Annotated in this window: 12 protein-coding genes and 3 pseudogenes; 11 read left to right on the top strand and 4 right to left on the bottom strand. The window is 59.1% G+C overall.

Annotated elements, in window-relative coordinates:
- Nucleotides 1-23 precede the first annotated feature (23 nt).
- From exbB to NLM33_RS49820, 7 genes and pseudogenes are all read left to right on the top strand, one after another.
- The gene (exbB, locus tag NLM33_RS35750; RefSeq protein WP_254103172.1) at nucleotides 24-821 is read left to right on the top strand and encodes a tonB-system energizer ExbB; all 798 of its coding nucleotides are present in this window, start codon (nucleotides 24-26) and stop codon (nucleotides 819-821) included.
- A gap of 6 nt (nucleotides 822-827) precedes the next feature.
- Nucleotides 828-1262 carry a TonB system transport protein ExbD gene (gene exbD / locus NLM33_RS35745; RefSeq protein ID WP_254103171.1) on the top strand — a complete coding sequence of 145 codons (435 nt, stop codon included), beginning with the start codon at nucleotides 828-830 and terminating at the stop codon, nucleotides 1260-1262.
- Nucleotides 1259-1978 carry an energy transducer TonB gene (locus NLM33_RS35740; protein WP_254103170.1) on the top strand — a complete coding sequence of 240 codons (720 nt, stop codon included), beginning with the start codon at nucleotides 1259-1261 and terminating at the stop codon, nucleotides 1976-1978. Before exbD ends, NLM33_RS35740 begins: the two co-directional genes overlap by 4 nt.
- 759 nt (nucleotides 1979-2737) lie before the next feature.
- Complete coding sequence (locus NLM33_RS35735; protein ID WP_254103169.1) at nucleotides 2738-3436, top strand: hypothetical protein; 699 nt, start codon at nucleotides 2738-2740, stop codon at nucleotides 3434-3436.
- 242 nt (nucleotides 3437-3678) lie between these two features.
- Nucleotides 3679-4104 carry a hypothetical protein gene (locus tag NLM33_RS35730; RefSeq protein ID WP_254103168.1) on the top strand — a complete coding sequence of 142 codons (426 nt, stop codon included), beginning with the start codon at nucleotides 3679-3681 and terminating at the stop codon, nucleotides 4102-4104.
- Nucleotides 4105-4246: 142 nt separating this feature from the next.
- The gene (locus NLM33_RS35725; RefSeq protein ID WP_256570614.1) at nucleotides 4247-5866 is read left to right on the top strand and encodes a tetratricopeptide repeat protein; all 1620 of its coding nucleotides are present in this window, start codon (nucleotides 4247-4249) and stop codon (nucleotides 5864-5866) included.
- 570 nt (nucleotides 5867-6436) lie between these two features.
- Nucleotides 6437-6571, top strand: a pseudogene (locus tag NLM33_RS49820) (transposase); the annotation flags it as partial.
- 108 nt (nucleotides 6572-6679) lie between these two features.
- Here the strand turns inward: NLM33_RS49820 and NLM33_RS49815 are convergent.
- Nucleotides 6680-6814 (bottom strand): annotated as a pseudogene (locus NLM33_RS49815) (transposase domain-containing protein); the annotation flags it as partial.
- A 335-nt stretch (nucleotides 6815-7149) separates the two neighbouring features.
- On the opposite strand from NLM33_RS49815, the gene NLM33_RS35715 reads away from it, so the two are divergent.
- Together NLM33_RS35715 and NLM33_RS35710 are read left to right on the top strand one after the other, a co-directional pair.
- Entirely contained in the window at nucleotides 7150-7341 is a 192-nt protein-coding gene (locus NLM33_RS35715) for a hypothetical protein (protein ID WP_254097554.1), read from the top strand.
- Entirely contained in the window at nucleotides 7322-9400 is a 2079-nt protein-coding gene (locus NLM33_RS35710; protein WP_254097555.1) for a recombinase family protein, read from the top strand. Before NLM33_RS35715 ends, NLM33_RS35710 begins: the two co-directional genes overlap by 20 nt.
- A gap of 150 nt (nucleotides 9401-9550) precedes the next feature.
- Here NLM33_RS35710 and NLM33_RS35705 read toward each other — a convergent pair whose 3' ends face one another.
- Nucleotides 9551-11626 carry a recombinase family protein gene (locus tag NLM33_RS35705; protein ID WP_254103165.1) on the bottom strand — a complete coding sequence of 692 codons (2076 nt, stop codon included), beginning with the start codon at nucleotides 11624-11626 and terminating at the stop codon, nucleotides 9551-9553.
- Entirely contained in the window at nucleotides 11619-11774 is a 156-nt protein-coding gene (locus NLM33_RS35700) for a hypothetical protein (RefSeq protein ID WP_254103164.1), read from the bottom strand. The genes NLM33_RS35705 and NLM33_RS35700 overlap by 8 nt, the downstream gene beginning before the upstream one ends.
- 328 nt (nucleotides 11775-12102) lie before the next feature.
- On the opposite strand from NLM33_RS35700, the pseudogene NLM33_RS35695 reads away from it, so the two are divergent.
- Together NLM33_RS35695 and NLM33_RS35690 are read left to right on the top strand one after the other, a co-directional pair.
- Nucleotides 12103-12273 (top strand): annotated as a pseudogene (locus NLM33_RS35695) (transposase domain-containing protein); the annotation flags it as partial.
- A 2023-nt stretch (nucleotides 12274-14296) separates the two neighbouring features.
- The gene (locus NLM33_RS35690) at nucleotides 14297-15034 is read left to right on the top strand and encodes a hypothetical protein (protein ID WP_254103163.1); all 738 of its coding nucleotides are present in this window, start codon (nucleotides 14297-14299) and stop codon (nucleotides 15032-15034) included.
- Nucleotides 15035-15484: 450 nt separating this feature from the next.
- On the opposite strand, the gene NLM33_RS35685 is transcribed toward NLM33_RS35690, so the two are convergent.
- Nucleotides 15485-15991 carry a hypothetical protein gene (locus NLM33_RS35685; protein WP_254103162.1) on the bottom strand — a complete coding sequence of 169 codons (507 nt, stop codon included), beginning with the start codon at nucleotides 15989-15991 and terminating at the stop codon, nucleotides 15485-15487.
- Nucleotides 15992-16096 lie beyond the last annotated feature (105 nt).

Here is a 16096-nt window from a genome sequence, read left to right as displayed (position 1 = left end):
TGCAAAACAGAGATCAGCGCTCCATGCATCGATCAAAGACATTACTGCGCGCGACGGCTCTCGGCGGCGCCAGCCTCTGGCTGGGCCTTACGCTGGCAACGACATCCGCGCTCGCCCAGTCGCCCAATCCGCTCCTGCCCCGCAACTTGTCGCCCTGGGGCATGTTCCTGAACGCCGACATCGTGGTGAAGGCCGTGATGATCGGTCTTGCCTTCGCCTCCTTCGTGACCTGGACCGTCTGGCTCGCCAAAACCATCGAGTTGCGCGTCGCCAGGACACGCGCACAACGCCGGATCAGGATGTTGGACGCAGGAGGAAGTCTGGCGAAGGCGGTTGACGCCTGTGACGGCGACCGTGACGCCATCGCGCAATTGATCCTCTCTACCGTGCGCGAAGCCGAAGTGTCCGCCGGCATCGTCGATGACGGCTTCAAGGAGCGCGTCGCGTTGCGGCTGGAGCGCGTCGAGGCGGCGATGACGCGGCAGATTTCGTGCGGCGTCGGCATTCTGGCCACGATTGGTGCCACCGCGCCCTTTGTCGGCCTATTCGGCACGGTGTGGGGCATCATGAACGCATTCATCGGCATCTCCGAATCCCACACCACCAATCTCGCTGTCGTGGCGCCCGGCATCGCCGAGGCGCTGCTCGCCACGGCCTTCGGCCTCGTCGCCGCCATTCCGGCGGTCGTGATCTACAACCACCTGGCGCGCGTGATTGCCGGCTATCGCACGCTGCTCGGCGACGCTTCGGCGCAGTTGCTGTTGTTGATCAGCCGCGGTCAGCGCGGCGCCCGCGCAGCGATGCCGCACGCGGCGGAGTAAGGGGCCATGGCAATTCGTCTCGGTAGACGCGTGGACAGCGACGATCTCGAAGTCCAGCATGAGATCAACGTCACGCCCTTCATCGACGTCATGCTGGTGCTGCTCATCATCTTCATGGTCGCCGCGCCGCTTGCGACCGTGGACATCGGCGTCAATCTGCCCGCTAGCACGGCACCGGAGCAGCCGCGCCAGGACAAGCCGGTCTTTGTCACCATCAAGCCGGATCAGACCATTGCGGTTGGCGCGACCGTCGTGGCGCGTGATGCGTTGCCGGGCGCACTGGACGCGGCCACAGATCATCACAAGGACGCGACCATCTTCGTGCGCGCCGACAAGTCGCTGAGCTATGGCGAGCTGATGGAGGTGATGAACACGTTGCGGGATGGTGGATACCTCAAGCTTGCCCTGGTTGGGCTGGAAATCCCGGCGGCAAAGCCATGACGGCCTACACGCTGTACCTGCCGGATGATCGCGGCTTCTCGCGCTGGATTCTCGCGGCCCTTCTGATCCTGCTTGCGCATCTGGCGATCGTGACATCGATTGCGCTCTGGTATGCTCGCAGGCCGGCTGAACCGAACATCGTTCCTGCGATTGCGGTGACGGTCGCCCCTGTCGACGCCTCTTCGCCCGAGCGTCAGGACCAGGACATCGCGGTCGGGCCAACCATGAAGCAGGCCGAGGAGGGTCCGAGGCAGTTGCCGAAAGAGCGGCAGGCGGAAAAGACCGAGCAACCGCCACCGCCGCAGCAACAGGCCGACATCACCCTGCCGCGGGCGACTCCGAAAGAGATCGAGACGCCGAAACCACAGGCCCAGCCGCCGGCGCCCGAGACGCGCGCGCCGCCGAAGACCGAGCATATTGGGGAGTTCACCCAAGCCAGCGCCAACGCCTATAACGCGCTGGTATTCGGGCACTTGCAACGCTTCAAACGCTACCCGTCGGCCGCACATGGCGCTGCCGGCACAGTGGTCGTGCAGTTCGCATTGGACCGCGACGGCAAGGTGGTAACGAGCGTGGTAACCAAGTCTTCCGGCAACAACGCGCTCGACCGTGAGGCGATCGAAACCCTGCGTCGCGCCAGCCCATTCCCCGTTTTTCCCGCCGCCAAGCCGGGTGCGCAGGACAGCTTTCTCGCGCCGGTTAGCTTCGCGCGCTGACGTCCCACTTCTTTTGCTTCGATTGATTGAATAGGTTGTGGAGTTTTTCGATCAGGACCGCGGTCAGCAAAGTGGCATGACCGTCCTTAGCGATGGCGTAAATGAGCACAAGCGATCGAGGACAAAAAATCGAACCTGATTTTTTGAAACGTTGCCGTGTCGGAAGATATCGAAAGCCCGATCTGGCAACTCTGGCAGCAAGGCACCCGGCATCACTGGTGCTGGCCGTGCCCGCACCGCGGCGAGTCGTGCCGCGCTTCGATCTGATGCGCTATCCGCTCAAGGTCTCGCCGATGGCAGCGCCCGCGAGGCGTATCTCGAATGCCCCATTTGTGGCGGCATCATCGAGGACGAGCACAAGGCGGAAATGAACGAGCGCGGGCAGTACGTCGCGCCCAGCCAGACCATCGATCGCGACGGCCAGGTGTCGGGCGATCCGCCGGACACACCTGGATCAGTAAACTCTACACGTTAATCGCGGATCATGTCCGATCCTCGGCGCGGCCCCAGGAAACGAGCTAGCAAGCGCTCAGCCGTCGACAAAATGTGGGTGTTTGTGGCGCGGACATGTAGGCGATCTCCTTCGGAATTCATCGGTACGCACGCCAGGACCCGAGAAAGGCGTCGACATGGCACGCATCCACCAGCAATGGGCAGCCCTGCCTGAGCAACGTGGAGAATTTTGTCCTGTCCCCGGGGCATCGACGTGCCCTCAAGCTGATCGGGTTATAATTGCGCTTCACAGCAGCCGGAAAGCCGGTGGAGGTCACGAACGGAAACGTCCAGCACAAGGTGCCAAAGGGCATCTATGAGATCTCCGCCGAGAATGGCGTGTCAATCACTGCTGGTAGCGCTGTGACGTCCGCGGACATCATCCTGACGGCTTCGAACCGGGTCAAGTTGGTCAATAAAGGTGACAAAGTAGAAACGACCACTGGCAACACCGAAAAGCGGATTATGGGCAACACCGAGGAATTCTTCGACGGAACAAAACTCACCTGTATGCGCGGCGCGACTACCCAGCTGACGATGGCCAGGAACGTATCAGTCTTCTTTGGAGAAGCGTTCACCTATAAGATTTCAAGATCATGTTTATTTAATCTGGGCGATGCGCAATCTGTCACGGTTGGCAACAACCTCAACATTGTCAGAGGCCACGACGTCAAGCAAGTGATCGGCGAATCGATTAAGTGTGTTTTGGGACCCGACTTCAAGTCGGCTGATAGTAGTCAAACAATTCTCAAAACAAGCAGTTTCAAATACGTACCCGATGAAGACCTGAAGGTGGTCGGCCGCGACAGCAAGATCTGCAAGACCAGCGTGTCCGTTACAGAAAAAGCCGTGAGGCAGGGCAAGTTAAGCACGGCGCAGCACGAGCTTGTCATCCAAGCAGCAGAGAACATGTCCCGCACCGGTAAGAAGGAAGTCATACAAAAGGACCAGACAATCTTCCTGTAGCTGACCAGAGAGCAAGAATGACGATGACGATCCGCGCCACAAACGCTCAAATTTTATCGACAGCCGAGCGCTTGCTAGAAGGCGAACATAACACGGCCCGTGTCGTGTCAGTCAGCGCATTGCGGTGGACGTCGAATTCGCTAGCACTCGGCACAATTGACGGTAGCTGTCGGATATCCCTCGCCTGACCTTTGCCACAGGACATGTTTTGCTCGCTACCAACGTGGATCAAGCTTTTTGTCGTGACCGTGCTCGAGCGGGCGGCTTCCAACGGTCCTGTGGTCGGCCTACTCGGAGGTCACACCATTTCGATTGAAGCCAAGACCATCACTCTTGCGGCGCGTCAGCGCCCCTCCTTTTGCGCCGATAGTGTCGATCTGCAGGCCAAATTGTTTTCGGTACTCGCGAACAAAGGCACCTGGATCGGTAAACTCTACACGTTAATCGCGGATCATGTCCGATCCTCGGCGCGGCCCCAGGAAGCGAGCACCGGGTCGCTCACCGTAAAGGTAGTTGACCGTGCCACGTTGATTGAGCGCATCGACGTTTTGCAGACCGAAACGCGAGCCATTGGGCTTACTGGCATTGCTTCTGAGATCGCCCACATCAAGGTCGCCGCGGTGAGCGCGGCTCTCCGTCGCGACGGCAAACGCGTCACGGTTGCGTAGCCGATGCCGTCCGTTGGCATGTCCGCTCCGAGCTGGCAGGACCGGGTTAGAACGGCCCAGGAGCTTATTGCCGCCGGCCGTATCGAGGAGGCGGAAGCGCTACTGGAGGAGGTCCCTGTCACAAGCGATCCGGATACGCTCAATGCAAGGGCCACATTGGCGCTTGCGCGGCGACAGACCGAGTTTGCGTTCGATATGCTGGCTGAAGCGGCGACCATTTACCCCGAACACCGGTATCGCCCACCAATTGCTCGGCCGCGCTGAGGAGGCGATGATCTGCCTCGAACGCGCGGTTGCTCTCGCCCCGCGCAACGGTGCGATTAAGCTAGCGCTCGCTCGAGCCCTGTTGAGCCACGGCAACGTTACGGATGCCCGCGCGATGACGGAGACCGTTGTCGACAACGAGCCAGGCAATACGCGCGCTCTCCTTCAATTCGGAGCCATCGAGTTCGCCTTAGGCCACACTTCGTCGGCTGAGACTGTCCTGCTTCGTGCGCTCGAGATTGCTCCAGACGATCCTGATGCGCTGGGCCATTTGTCGGCCCTTATGCTCGAACGAAGCCGATTCGACGAGGCGCTCAACCTTGCCGAACGCGCGCATCTGCGCGCCCCACTCGATACAGACGGCCTCTTGCATCTGGCTTATTGCCGCGCCGCAACAGGGCGCTGGTCGCAAGCGGAGACGACCTGCGAGAAGTTACTGGCCTATGCGCCGGCTCATGTTGGTGCCCGCGAAATCTTGGCCCGCGTTACGATTGCCAAGGGTGAAATGGACCGAGGCATTGCGCAACTGACGGAATTCGTTCGCGCTCGAAAATCGGACCACTCCGCCGCGATTGCTCTGGTGCGTGTCCTGCAACTCGTTGGCCGGTTCGATGAAGCCCTCAAGCTTGTCGACCGCGTCGCGCAGGCGCTGCCAGAGAATGAAGCAGCGAAGTCTTTACAGAAAACGCTCGAACTGACGCTCGGTCGCTTCCCGTCACCCGATCCGACCGCCTTAGAGCCTGTGACGCGGATACTCGTCCCCCCGACGACCGGCGCACTCGAGTTCGTGGCGCTCGTTCGCCTCTTGCGCCGGCTGACGAGCCAGCAAGATGTGCATGTGGTCGCGGAGCCACGTTATCGGGCTCTTCTTGCCCACCTCGCTGAGCCGGTGATTATCGACGAGCCGAGACCTGGACTCTCAGCTACGCCGTTGCAATCGCTATTGCGCATTCTGTCGATCGACGCCGGCACCATTGCAGATGGCGTTCCGTACCTGCGTCCCGATGCCGAGCTATTCGCCAAGTGGCGCGATGCTTTGGCCGTGTTCGCAAGGCCGTTGGTAGGAATCTTATGGGAGAGCAGCGCCCTCGGCCTATCGATGGAGCAGGTCGCCGCTGTGATTCCACACTCCGTCACGTCGATCAGTTTGATGAGTGGAGCGCAACGCCACGACATGAAGCGATGGCGTCACCCGATCGATGCCGGTGTGCATATCGAGCGCCCTGCGGAATTGATCGCAGCGATCGCCAATCTCGACGCCGTGGTTGGGCCCGACAGCTTCGCCGTCCATATCGCCGGAGCACTCGGAGTCGCCGGCGTGGTTTTCGTGCCATGCGGTTATCCCTGGTATTGGGCCCAGGCTGGCGGAAAGCCACTGTGGTACCCGTCGTTCGAAGTCGTGGCGCAGGAACGGCTCGGCCATTGGTCTGAGGCGATCGAGCAAGGTGGGCGTAAACTGGAGGCACTGCTGCACGCGTCAACGAGCGGATTGGAGTAACGTGCTCCCTCGATCGCATCTGGAAGGCTGCTCAAAGACAAAGCGAGATGGCCCGTTTTTGGGACCCTCAGTTAAGTTGGAAGGCGACCGCTCCGTCAACCGCCAATAGAAACGCCCGGCATTTTGCGCGGCGTTTCTATTTGGCCGGTACTATGCTGGATAGTAACTGGGAGGCCTCGGCAATCACATAGAGCAGCTAACAGCTAGTATGGAGCGGATGATGACGAAGAAGACGAGACGGAGTGTGCTTAGCCTGATCGCCGCCGCCCAGCTTTGGCAGGTCCGCAATTCCACGATCTGTGTGAATGGGGGCCTGTCGGTGAATGGAGCCACCCCAGCGCAGCTGGCTGAAGCGGCGGCCAGGGATCAAAGTTGTTACCCACGATCGTGCGGGACTGTCGCCCTATCCTGATCAAATTCACCCCCCTCCCGTTTTTGGCGCTGAGGTGGAGAACTTGCGACGATCTAGCTTCGGACGTAAGCGGCGTCTCTCCCGCACCTTGTTGCTGTTGAGCAGATCGGCAAAATGAGTTCCGTCTTGACGAGGGCGGTTTGCATAGATGATCGAGCGTGTTGTCGACGCATCGCAGTTTCCGGCGGCGCTGGAGCGACGAGGTCAAGAGACGGATTGTCTCGGAATCCTTTGTGCCGGGCGCGATGGTCTCGGACGTCGCGCGGCGCCACGATCTGTCGCCGCAGCATTTGTCGGCCTGGCGTAAGGCGGTGCGCGACGGGTTGTTAAAGCTGCCGGAAGGCACAGAGCCGGTGGCGACGAGGCCTGCTGGAGCGGTCGCGATCCAGGAAGCGAGTTCATCAAGCGGCGAGGCCGTTAGCTTGCTCGGCGCTCCACGTCCAGGGCATGAGTTCGTCCAGACGCGAGGACGGTCAGAGGTTGACGAGTCTGGTGAGGACGTCGGTCAGATAGGCCTGCGGTTCGACGCCGCAGAGGCCCAGTTCTCCGCGCCCTCATCCGAAGGGGCTGCATGATGCAGGGATTTCAAGCAACGAAGTTCGAGTAACATATCCATTCCATCCCGACGCCGGCCGAGACCTGGTCATTCTCAGCGAACAAATCCATGATGGCCGTCGCCACTTCACAGTTCGCCGCGAGAACGGTCGTCTCCATCTTCTGCCGGCATGGATGACGGAGCCCGAAGCAGCATCGACGAAAATTGTAGCTGATCCGTTTCTACCGGTAGACCGGCTTCTTGAGCTTCGGACATTTCTTGACGTCCTCGTAACCTCGCGTTGGGAGGAATCGCCTCCCGCTGAGGGAGGAGCCCTTGTCCAAGACGATACAAAAGAGGCAGCAACCGGATCTGTTCGAAACAGCGCGAGCGGAGCATCTACCTCCGGCGGTGCAAGCCGAGGCCGCAAAGTTGCTGTCGCTTCTGCTCAACGAAGCCGTAGCAAAGGTGTCTGCCCCACCCGCCCAGTCAAGTCAGGAGGTGGATCATGACGAAGATCACCACTGATCACCTGGCGCGCAGCGCCGTGGTCTACGTTCGACAGTCCTCGGTCGACCAGGTTGTCCACAACCTGGAGAGCCAACGCAGGCAATACGGCCTTGAGGCTCGCGCTCGTGCACTCGGCTGGAGCGATGTCGAGGTTATTGATGATGATCTCGGCAAGTCCGGCGGCGGCGTTGCAAGACGTGGATTTGAGCGGCTGTTGGCGTTAATCTGCGAGGGGCGCGTCGGTGCGGTGTTTTCAATCGAGGCTTCCCGCCTCGCTCGAAACGGTCGAGACTGGCACACGTTGTTGGAATTTTGCGGCTTGGTCGGCACGCTCATTATCGACGAAGATGGCGTCTATGATTCTCGGTCGATTAACGATCGATTGCTCTTGGGGATGAAGGGTACGATGAGCGAGCTGGAGCTCAGCGTCATTCGACAGCGATCAGTCGAAGCCGTCAAACAAAAGGCCCGGCGCGGCGAGCACTTCACGACGGTCGCGGTCGGGTATGTGAAGACGAAGGATGATCGAATCGAGAAAAACCCGGACGTACGTGTCCGCGAGGCGCTGGATCTCGTCTTCAGGAAGTTTGTGGAGCTCCAATCGATCCGGCAGGTCTTGCTCTGGTTGCTCCAGGAGAAGATCGCGCTACCCTTCGCCGTTGGAGGTTCGAACGATCCGAAAATCGAATGGCGTACACCACGCTACACAACGTTGAATCACATGCTCACCAACCCTGTGTATGCCGGTGCCTACGTGTTCGGACGACGGGGTGTCCGGATGACGATCGAGAACGGTCGGAAGAAGGTAAAGCGAAATCCCCAACGAGATTGGAAAGCCTGGGACGTGCTGCTCCGCGACCATCACGAGGGCTACATCTCCTGGGATGAGTTTATTCGAAACCAGCGTCTCATTGCAGACAATGCCAACGGCAAGAGCTATCTGGGTCGGGGCGCCGTCCGACGCGGCGAGGCACTTCTCCCTGGGCTTTTGCGCTGCGCGCGATGTGGTCGGCGGTTATACGTTCAGTACTCAGGTCGAGGCGGCGACACGCTGAGATATGTCTGCCGCGGAGATTTCACCCAGGCAGCCGTCGCAGCTTGTCTTGGCTTCGGTGGAATGCGCCTCGATCGGATGGTGGCGCGAGAGGTGCTGGAGCGGCTTCAACCACTTGGCGTTGAGGCTGCGCTGAATGCAATGAAAACTCAGGACGCGGAACATTCGGAAAACTTGCTTCAGCTCCAAAGGTCTCTTGAACAGGCGCAGTACGAAGCAAACCGAGCGTATCGCCAATATGACGCGGTCGACCCCGACAATCGTCACGTCGCTGGTGGACTCGAGCGTCGCTGGAACGAGCGCATCCAAGCTGTGCGTACAATTGAGCGAGAAATCGAGGGTTTGACCAGTTCGCCTTCTCCTGGACTTAGCGCCGGCGATCGCGAAGCGCTGCTTAAGCTCGGGGACGATCTGAATAGAGCTTGGCAACGCCCCGGTGTTACGTCGGAGATCAAGAAGAAGATCCTGCGTACAGTGCTGTCGGAAATCATCGTTGACGTGGATCAGGACAATCAGCATCTGGACCTCATCATCCATTGGCAAGGTGGCGATCACACCCGCTTGAAAGTTAAGAAGAACCGTGTCGGCGTGACGCGTTGGACGACCGACACCGAGGTAGTGGATCTTGTGCGCATGCTCGCACGTCAAATGCCTGACTACTCGATCGCCGCCTTGCTTAATCGCTCCGGAAAAACAACCCCGCACGGGGCATCCTGGACGAGAACCAGCGTATGTTCGTTGCGCAGAACCCGCGAGATCGCTCGTTATCGTGAGGGGGAACGCCAGGAGCGAGGTGAGCTCTCGTTAATCGAAGCAGCGGAGATGCTCGACGTCAGTCCATCAACCATACGTCGCATGATCACTGAGGGACGATTGCCCGCGCAGCATTTATGCAAGGGCTCGACATGGATCATCAAACAATCTGATCTCACGCGACCAGACGTAAGCCAGGATGCCTCTCGCAGGCGATCGCGCCGCGGTCGGCCGCCTTGCGACGCCAACCAGAAATGCCTTCAATTCTAAGGAGATAGACAGATGAGTAGTATGAAGCGCCCTCGTCATGCCCCGCGAACAGTGCATTTTTGCGATTATGCAAATCTTTGCATAAGAGAAAAAATAGTCTCTTCGCTGGTAGTGACGTTGGCGCTTCATACTACTCATCTGGTGATGCCCTTATAAAGGAAGGAGATTTTGCTGCGGATTTCGAGATATCGGGCGACGTGATCGTCTGGCATCGGCTTCGCGGCACACAGCGTCTCGCTGCAGGTCGGCAAGCTGGATAATCCAGGGCGCTCCGCCGCACAGCTGCCGGGCCGGAAGGGTCCCACTGCTGACCATCCGATAGGCCGTCGTGCGGCTCAGCTTCAGAATGTCGGCGGCTTCATCCAACGTAGCTTCGGCGCGCTCGGCTCGTTCACCTTCGCGGTAGACAGGAATGCCGTTGGTGTTCCGGAGACTGCAGACGTGGGATCGCGTCCAACTCGCACCATGTGCAGTTAGCTTGCCGGACCGATTGAGGATCGCAGCGATTGCCGTGTCCGATAATTGCCTCGCCAATACGCGAACGAGATCGAGGACATCGGCTTCGACCGTCCAGCGCGTTTGTCCGATCTTGTTCTTTTTGACCGTCAACTGGGTGTGGTCGCCGCCCTGCCAGTGAATGACGAGCGCCAATGTATCGCCCACGACATCGACGATGATCTCTTTGACAAGCAGCCTGATGATCTTCTTGCGTGTCTCGACGGATGCGCCGGGACTATTCCACGCCTTGGTCAAATCCTTGCCGAGCGTCATCAGCCTCGCGTGATCCGTGGCGGAAAGCGCTGGGGTGTACTGCCTCTGTTTGAGGGTCTCGAGCTGGACCTCCAGGTCGCGCAGTTGAACCAACTTCTCGTTCCAACGGCGCTCCAACTCACTGGCGACCAGCCGGTTATCGGGATCGACGGCATCGTACTGCCGCCGTGCCCGGGCGGCTTCGTATTGAGCCTGCTGGATTGCATTCTCGATGTGCTTACGCTTGTCGCAATGATGCACGCTCTGGGCCTCCATTGCGGCTAGCGCCGCTTCAATCCCAAGAGGCTGTAGTCGATCGAGCACCTCTTGGGCGACAGCGCGATCGACCCGCATGCCGCCAAAGCCGATACAGTTGTCGGCCGCTTTGGTGCCGAACGCGCCGCGGCAGGCATATCGCTGTGTATTCCCGCCCTTTCCAGTATACTGGATATGCAGGCGTCGGCCACAGCGCGCGCAACGGAACAATCCTGGCAGCAAGGCCTCGCCGCGCCTTATGGAGCCGCGACCCATATAGCTCTTCCCATTGGCGTTGTCGGCGATCAGGTGCTGATTCCTCTCGAACTCAGTCCAGGCAATGTAGCCTTCATGATGGTCGTGGATCAAAACCTCCCAATCCTTCCAATTGCGCCGAAGCGTGTCGCGCATGATCCGCTTGCGGCCACCCTTGATCGTCACGCGTGTCCCTCGCCGGCCATAGGCGTAGGAACCGGCGTACACCGGATTCGTCAGCATGTGGTGCAGTGTGTGATAGACAGGTGGCTTCCATTCGACCGGGCGTGTACCGCGACCTTGCACAATCGCTGGAACGAGAACGTTCTCCTGCCTGAACCAAAGCAGCACCTGCCGGACTGACTGGAGCTCGCCGAATTTGCGGAAGACGAGCAAGATGCCGTCCTGGACGCGTCGATCAGGATCCTTCTCGATACGGTCGTCATCCGTCTTCACGTAGCCGACGGCGACGGTCAAATGGAGTTCGCCCCGTCGCGCCTTTTGGCGCATTGCCTCGAGGGACCGTTGCCGGAAGATCGACAACTCCATCTCACTCATGGTGCCCTTCATACCAAGCAACAGCCGGTCATTGGGTGAGCGTGGATCATAGATTGCTTCCTCATCGACAATCAGTGTGCCGACCAGGCCGCAGAACTCCAGCAAAGTGTGCCAGTCTCTGCCGTTCCGGGCAAGGCGTGATGCCTCGAGCGATACCACGGCGCCAACCCGTTCTTCGCAAATCGCGGCCAGTAGCTTCTCGAAGCCCGGTCGGACCGTTCCGCCACCGGATCGGCCGAGATCATCGTCGACGAGTTGAACGTCTTCCCAACCAAGCTGCCGCGCACGCTCGACCAAGCCATACTGGCGTCGTTGGCTCTCGAGATTGTTGACGACCTGATACGCTGTGGATTGGCGGATATACACGAAAGCGGCGCGAGCCAGGTGCGCGGGCGTGACCTTATTCATTGCCTGCTCCCTTTTTGCCGTTGGCTGCAGGCTCGTTGGCCGGCTTCGTCGCCGCTTCCATCAGCAATGCTCGCAGAAGGGCCAACGCCTTCTGGCGTTCGGTGCCAATCATGTCGCTGGGCTGGGTTAGGGGAAAGAACAGATCCATTTGCGTACGACACTGCCTTCTCATCGCCGAATCCTCCGGGGGCTTTCTTCCTCCGGACGACAGTGTACGAGATGATCAACCAGATTACGCAGTTGAAGGAGTTGGCTGACGGGAAGGCGGGGAATCGTTACAATCTCTGTCGAACATGCCGACGGATCGAACATCCAGCCTGGCACCTGGAAGGAGCCGCCATGCGGTTGCCGAATCAGGAAATAATGAACACCGTCGTGCTCATGGTCGCCGGTCACCAGGACCATCCGGCCAACCAGCGGGTGGAACGGATAGGTGATCACGGCTTCGAATGTCAGAAACCCGGCACTATGGCCCCGGCCCGGATGGCGGCGGACGGACCTGGGCGAGCGTCGCCACACTGCTGCAGACAGCGAAGATGAACCACGTCGATCCGTTCGCCTGGCTCACCCTAACGCTTCAACGTATCGCCAACGGTTGGCCGAGTAGCCAAATCGACGCGCTTATGCCATGGAACCACGCCACCTGACGGCCTCAGCTTGCCGCTTACAAACATTCTCATCAAGAGATCAAACTGAAACTCGCTCAGGCAAATGAACTGGCCGGAGGAGGCAGTTCGCAGGTGGCCATTTGCAAGACGCTTGGCGTGAGCATCATGACGCTCCATCGTTGGTGCAAACTGCCGCTCAGCAACGACGAGGGGCAATCTTCAGAGGGGCGTAACGCGGGCACGAGTTCGCCTCCCCCTAGCATAGATGAAATGCGTCGTGCATTGGAAGAACTCGCAGTCGAGAACCGGCGCCTGCGCAAACTTGTCACGGATCTTATGCTCGAAAAGATGAAACTCGAGCAGGCTTGGCCACCGAGCGTAGCGGCTGGCCGAGCACACAATCCCTGACCCGAGTTTGTTCATCTCACTGGTCAAAGATGCCCCATCGCTCCAAATCATGCAGATGCTGATCTGAACGTGCGTATCAATTTCTTCTCCGACTGACCGTCGCGCCCACCGCGATGTCGGTGAGGCGCGACAGCCCGCGCCAAAAGACCGTATTGCCGGGGGGGCGGATCGCTGGCGCTGGCGAGATGACTGCCGAGCTAGGCGATCTTGATGAGATTGTGCGAGAGCGTTTTCTGTCTCGCTTTTGGTTTGTCGTTGACGAGGCGATCGAGCACGCCCATTCCAGTCGCGGTCAACCGCGAGGGTTGGCGGCGCGTCTGGAGCGGAACGATTGAGCATCGTCATCCAGAAGGTTACTTTGCCTGTCTTCATTCCAGCTCTCAGTTAATCAAGACCACAAAGTGAACGTAAAGTGAGCTCCTTCCCGGCAATCGAACATGCAGGTACGACCACAGCTGACCTTCACCGTAAAGTAGGATGCGGTATCGTGATCGAAGCCGATGTACACTCCGAGGCGCTTCGGAGGGCGCTTCGGAGCGAGCTGCAAGCGCGCCCCCGTTCCATAGTGCTGCAAGCTAGGTAACGAGCCGCTGAAGCGACAGTTGTGATCCTAGTCGAATCCGTTCGCGTTATTCCCGCGTACAGAGACGCTAGACGTCCTACTGTAACCACGCGTTTCAGTCTCGTAGACGCCCACAACATCGCGGCGAAGACCGTGCGCAAATGCGGTTGCTGCCGCAGCAGCTCGAACATGTGGTTTCATTACGCAACACACCAGCATGCACCTTTGAGCGAGCGGACCCGCCTGAGGCGAGGCCGCCCTGCATCACCGCGGGTGGATGGTGGCCGGAAAGGAATTCGGTGATGTCGTCATAGCCCAGCAAGTTGCGTACCAGCATCGCAAGTGTAGCGCTTGCCGGCAGATCTCGTTGCGTTAGAATCCTACAAGGTTTGGCAGGCGGCTAACTCAACAGGCTTACGTATGCTAACGGCCTTGGTGTGCAATGCGGGCATATTCCACACGAAGGAGGCCTCAGATGGTCTACAAGACACTTGTCAATCCAAGTGTGCTGACGCTTACGGCGTTGCTCATCAAACGTGTTGGTTCGGAGCCGAACCAGTAGCGGACCGATGTCGCCGCGGCGCGGGCGGCGGGCAGACGGATGAGTACGGTCATACACAGAACCTTTCCTCAACGGGCTCGTGATTATCTCGTCTTCCAATTGTGCGTTTTCGAACGCCCCGCAGACCGTAACAACTCGCGGCAGCAGCTGGGACCATCTGCTGAACACACACGCGACACGCTGACTGTCAGCGGAGCGGATAGGCTGAACGTGATGGGCTCGAACACATAAATGTAGCCAAATGTAGCCAACGGTCTGCTGATCCCAGCGGCGGGACCTGGGCACATCCTGGACGACAAGGCGGATCCTATCGACGCCGCCGACTGTTCGACGGGGTGCAGCAGATGGACGGAAAGCACCGGCGCAGTGGTGACCGCGCGCGTTGGCATATATGGCCTTCCGACCGCGACGCTCCATGGCTCCTTCATTTGGGTAGTACAGCAGGGACCAACGGTGCTCTGGGACAGAGTATCCCTCGGAGACGTTCAAGAGTCCATGAAACGACCGCAGGTCATCATGGGAGACGGTATATGCATATGAACACCAGTCTTGCTGTACACGAACCGACCAAGGCGCTCCGGCTGGTCACACAGGCGTATATGCGCCTTCTCCTCATCGCTTTCGCCCTGATGCCCGCCCAGTTCACCGCCTATCTGTATTTCCATCAGGATCCTACGCTAACCTTCGAAAATCACCTGTTCCACGAATTCGCGATTGCCGTCGCCACCCTCGAAGGACTGTTCGTCACCTATGTGACGTGGCGTTGCTACCAGTCTTCAGGCGAACCTCTGTTGCGTTGGTTGACGCTGGGTTTTCTCGGTTTCGTGCTGATCTATTCGCCGCACGGCGCCTTCACCGGGATGGCACACCGCAATATTTGGCTGTTTCTGCTCTATGGGCCAGCGTCGCGTCTTGTGATGTCGATTCTGCTCTTCGTTGGGCTACTCAGCTACAACCAGCCGTCAGACGAGGTTGAGAAGCGTTCCGATGCGCGCGCATGGCTGATATGGATCGGCCTGTTCTTAACGATGGACATAGCCGTCGCGCTGATCGCCTACTCCCCCTATGCGGGACATCCCTCGGTACGCTTGTCCATGGAGGGCGGCGCACTGGTATTCAGCGCGCTGAACGTCGCGGCTATGCTGACGAGGCGGATTCACTCCCCGCTCATGCTTGGCTTGCGCGCCGCCGCTTCGGCGTCTTCCAACTTCGCGTGCTTCGACGCAAAGGCCCATTTACCGGGCCGGGGCTTGCGCGCGTACCTGTAAACGTAGAACATGCGCTATCTCCACGTTACCACTTAGCGCTTAACGCGCACTCCAAGTCGACTACCCGATGGAGCAACGCAATATGCAACCAATCGAGGATCACAGAAGCCGACCTCATCGCGATTGAAGCGGCATTTCGGTCGCGTGGTTAGGGACGATCGAATGTATGATCGTCAAAAGCCGCATCAGAGACAGTCTCGACGGCAAGCGGCCACTTTTCGTTTTGTGAACTGCGTCGGGCTCTCGTCAGCTTTTGGAAAGCTAGCCCGAATACAGAACCGTCGAGGTCAGCGGCGCGCGGTAGGGACAGTGCCCGATCTATTGCTCCCCAAAGCTGGAATCCGGCGCCGAGTCGCGCCCGCGCTGCTTCCGGTCCCTGGCGTCAAGCCACTTCTGATGGCCAGTTCTGGTAGTTGTGCCCGTGAAGTTAGCGGCGCGCGTGGTGCGACTTTAGCGCTTTGGTCGGGACGCCGGTAGAACTTCAATTCTCTTCACCATCACAACAATGCGCTTCGCAAAGGCGCTGGGCGAATCTTCGGCGTAGTCGGCAGGAACGATTCGAATATTCCTTCGGCAGGCGGGCGACTCAATCCTCTTGATGGTGCCGCAGTCATTTTCCAATGCTTCCCGCTCCGCCGCTGGTTCGATAGACTTTGCGAAAACTACCGTAATCATCCCGCGGGAAGACGCACAGCGATAATCGCCCCTATCGGCGTAGAAGCAGCTCACGTTTCGAATCTCGATAGGCTTCCCAATGAACTTTCCGGGGGCGACATGAAGGTCGTCTGGATCAACGACCTTGAAATCGTTAGGGCTGAAGTTCGTAACGATTTCTTTGGTGTTCGCCGTTTCCGGTCCAACGAGAACGCCAGCGGCCTTGAGCGTTGCGGCGGCTTTGTCGAAGCACAATAAGCGATCTTTGTCGTCGTTCACGGCCGTGCAGCCCATCACTTGCATGACGGCTTCCAGTGCATCCGCGGCGAGCGAGGGCCGTATCGAACAGATTATGATTGCTGCGCCACAAACATACGTAAGCCGCTTCCGCTTTAAGAGTGCTTGCCT

Origin of the sequence: Bradyrhizobium sp. CCGUVB1N3 (assembly GCF_024199925.1) — a bacterium.
GTDB lineage: Bacteria > Pseudomonadota > Alphaproteobacteria > Rhizobiales > Xanthobacteraceae > Bradyrhizobium.
The sequence above is the reverse complement of the archived record's forward strand: the minus strand, read 5'-3'. Positions and strand labels throughout refer to the sequence as shown.

What these genes read in the sequence shown, in the direction of transcription:
- exbB (WP_254103172.1), top strand. Translation starts at nt 24, where the DNA reads ATGCATCGATCAAAGACATTACTGCGCGCGACGGCTCTCGGCGGCGCC.
- exbD (WP_254103171.1), top strand. Translation starts at nt 828, where the DNA reads ATGGCAATTCGTCTCGGTAGACGCGTGGACAGCGACGATCTCGAAGTC.
- NLM33_RS35740 (WP_254103170.1), top strand. Translation starts at nt 1,259, where the DNA reads ATGACGGCCTACACGCTGTACCTGCCGGATGATCGCGGCTTCTCGCGC.
- NLM33_RS35725 (WP_256570614.1), top strand. Translation starts at nt 4,247, where the DNA reads ATGCAAGGGCCACATTGGCGCTTGCGCGGCGACAGACCGAGTTTGCGT.
- NLM33_RS35710 (WP_254097555.1), top strand. Translation starts at nt 7,322, where the DNA reads ATGACGAAGATCACCACTGATCACCTGGCGCGCAGCGCCGTGGTCTAC.
- NLM33_RS35705 (WP_254103165.1), bottom strand. Translation starts at nt 11,626, where the DNA reads ATGAATAAGGTCACGCCCGCGCACCTGGCTCGCGCCGCTTTCGTGTAT.
- NLM33_RS35700 (WP_254103164.1), bottom strand. Translation starts at nt 11,774, where the DNA reads ATGGATCTGTTCTTTCCCCTAACCCAGCCCAGCGACATGATTGGCACC.
- NLM33_RS35690 (WP_254103163.1), top strand. Translation starts at nt 14,297, where the DNA reads ATGCATATGAACACCAGTCTTGCTGTACACGAACCGACCAAGGCGCTC.
- NLM33_RS35685 (WP_254103162.1), bottom strand. Translation starts at nt 15,991, where the DNA reads ATGCAAGTGATGGGCTGCACGGCCGTGAACGACGACAAAGATCGCTTA.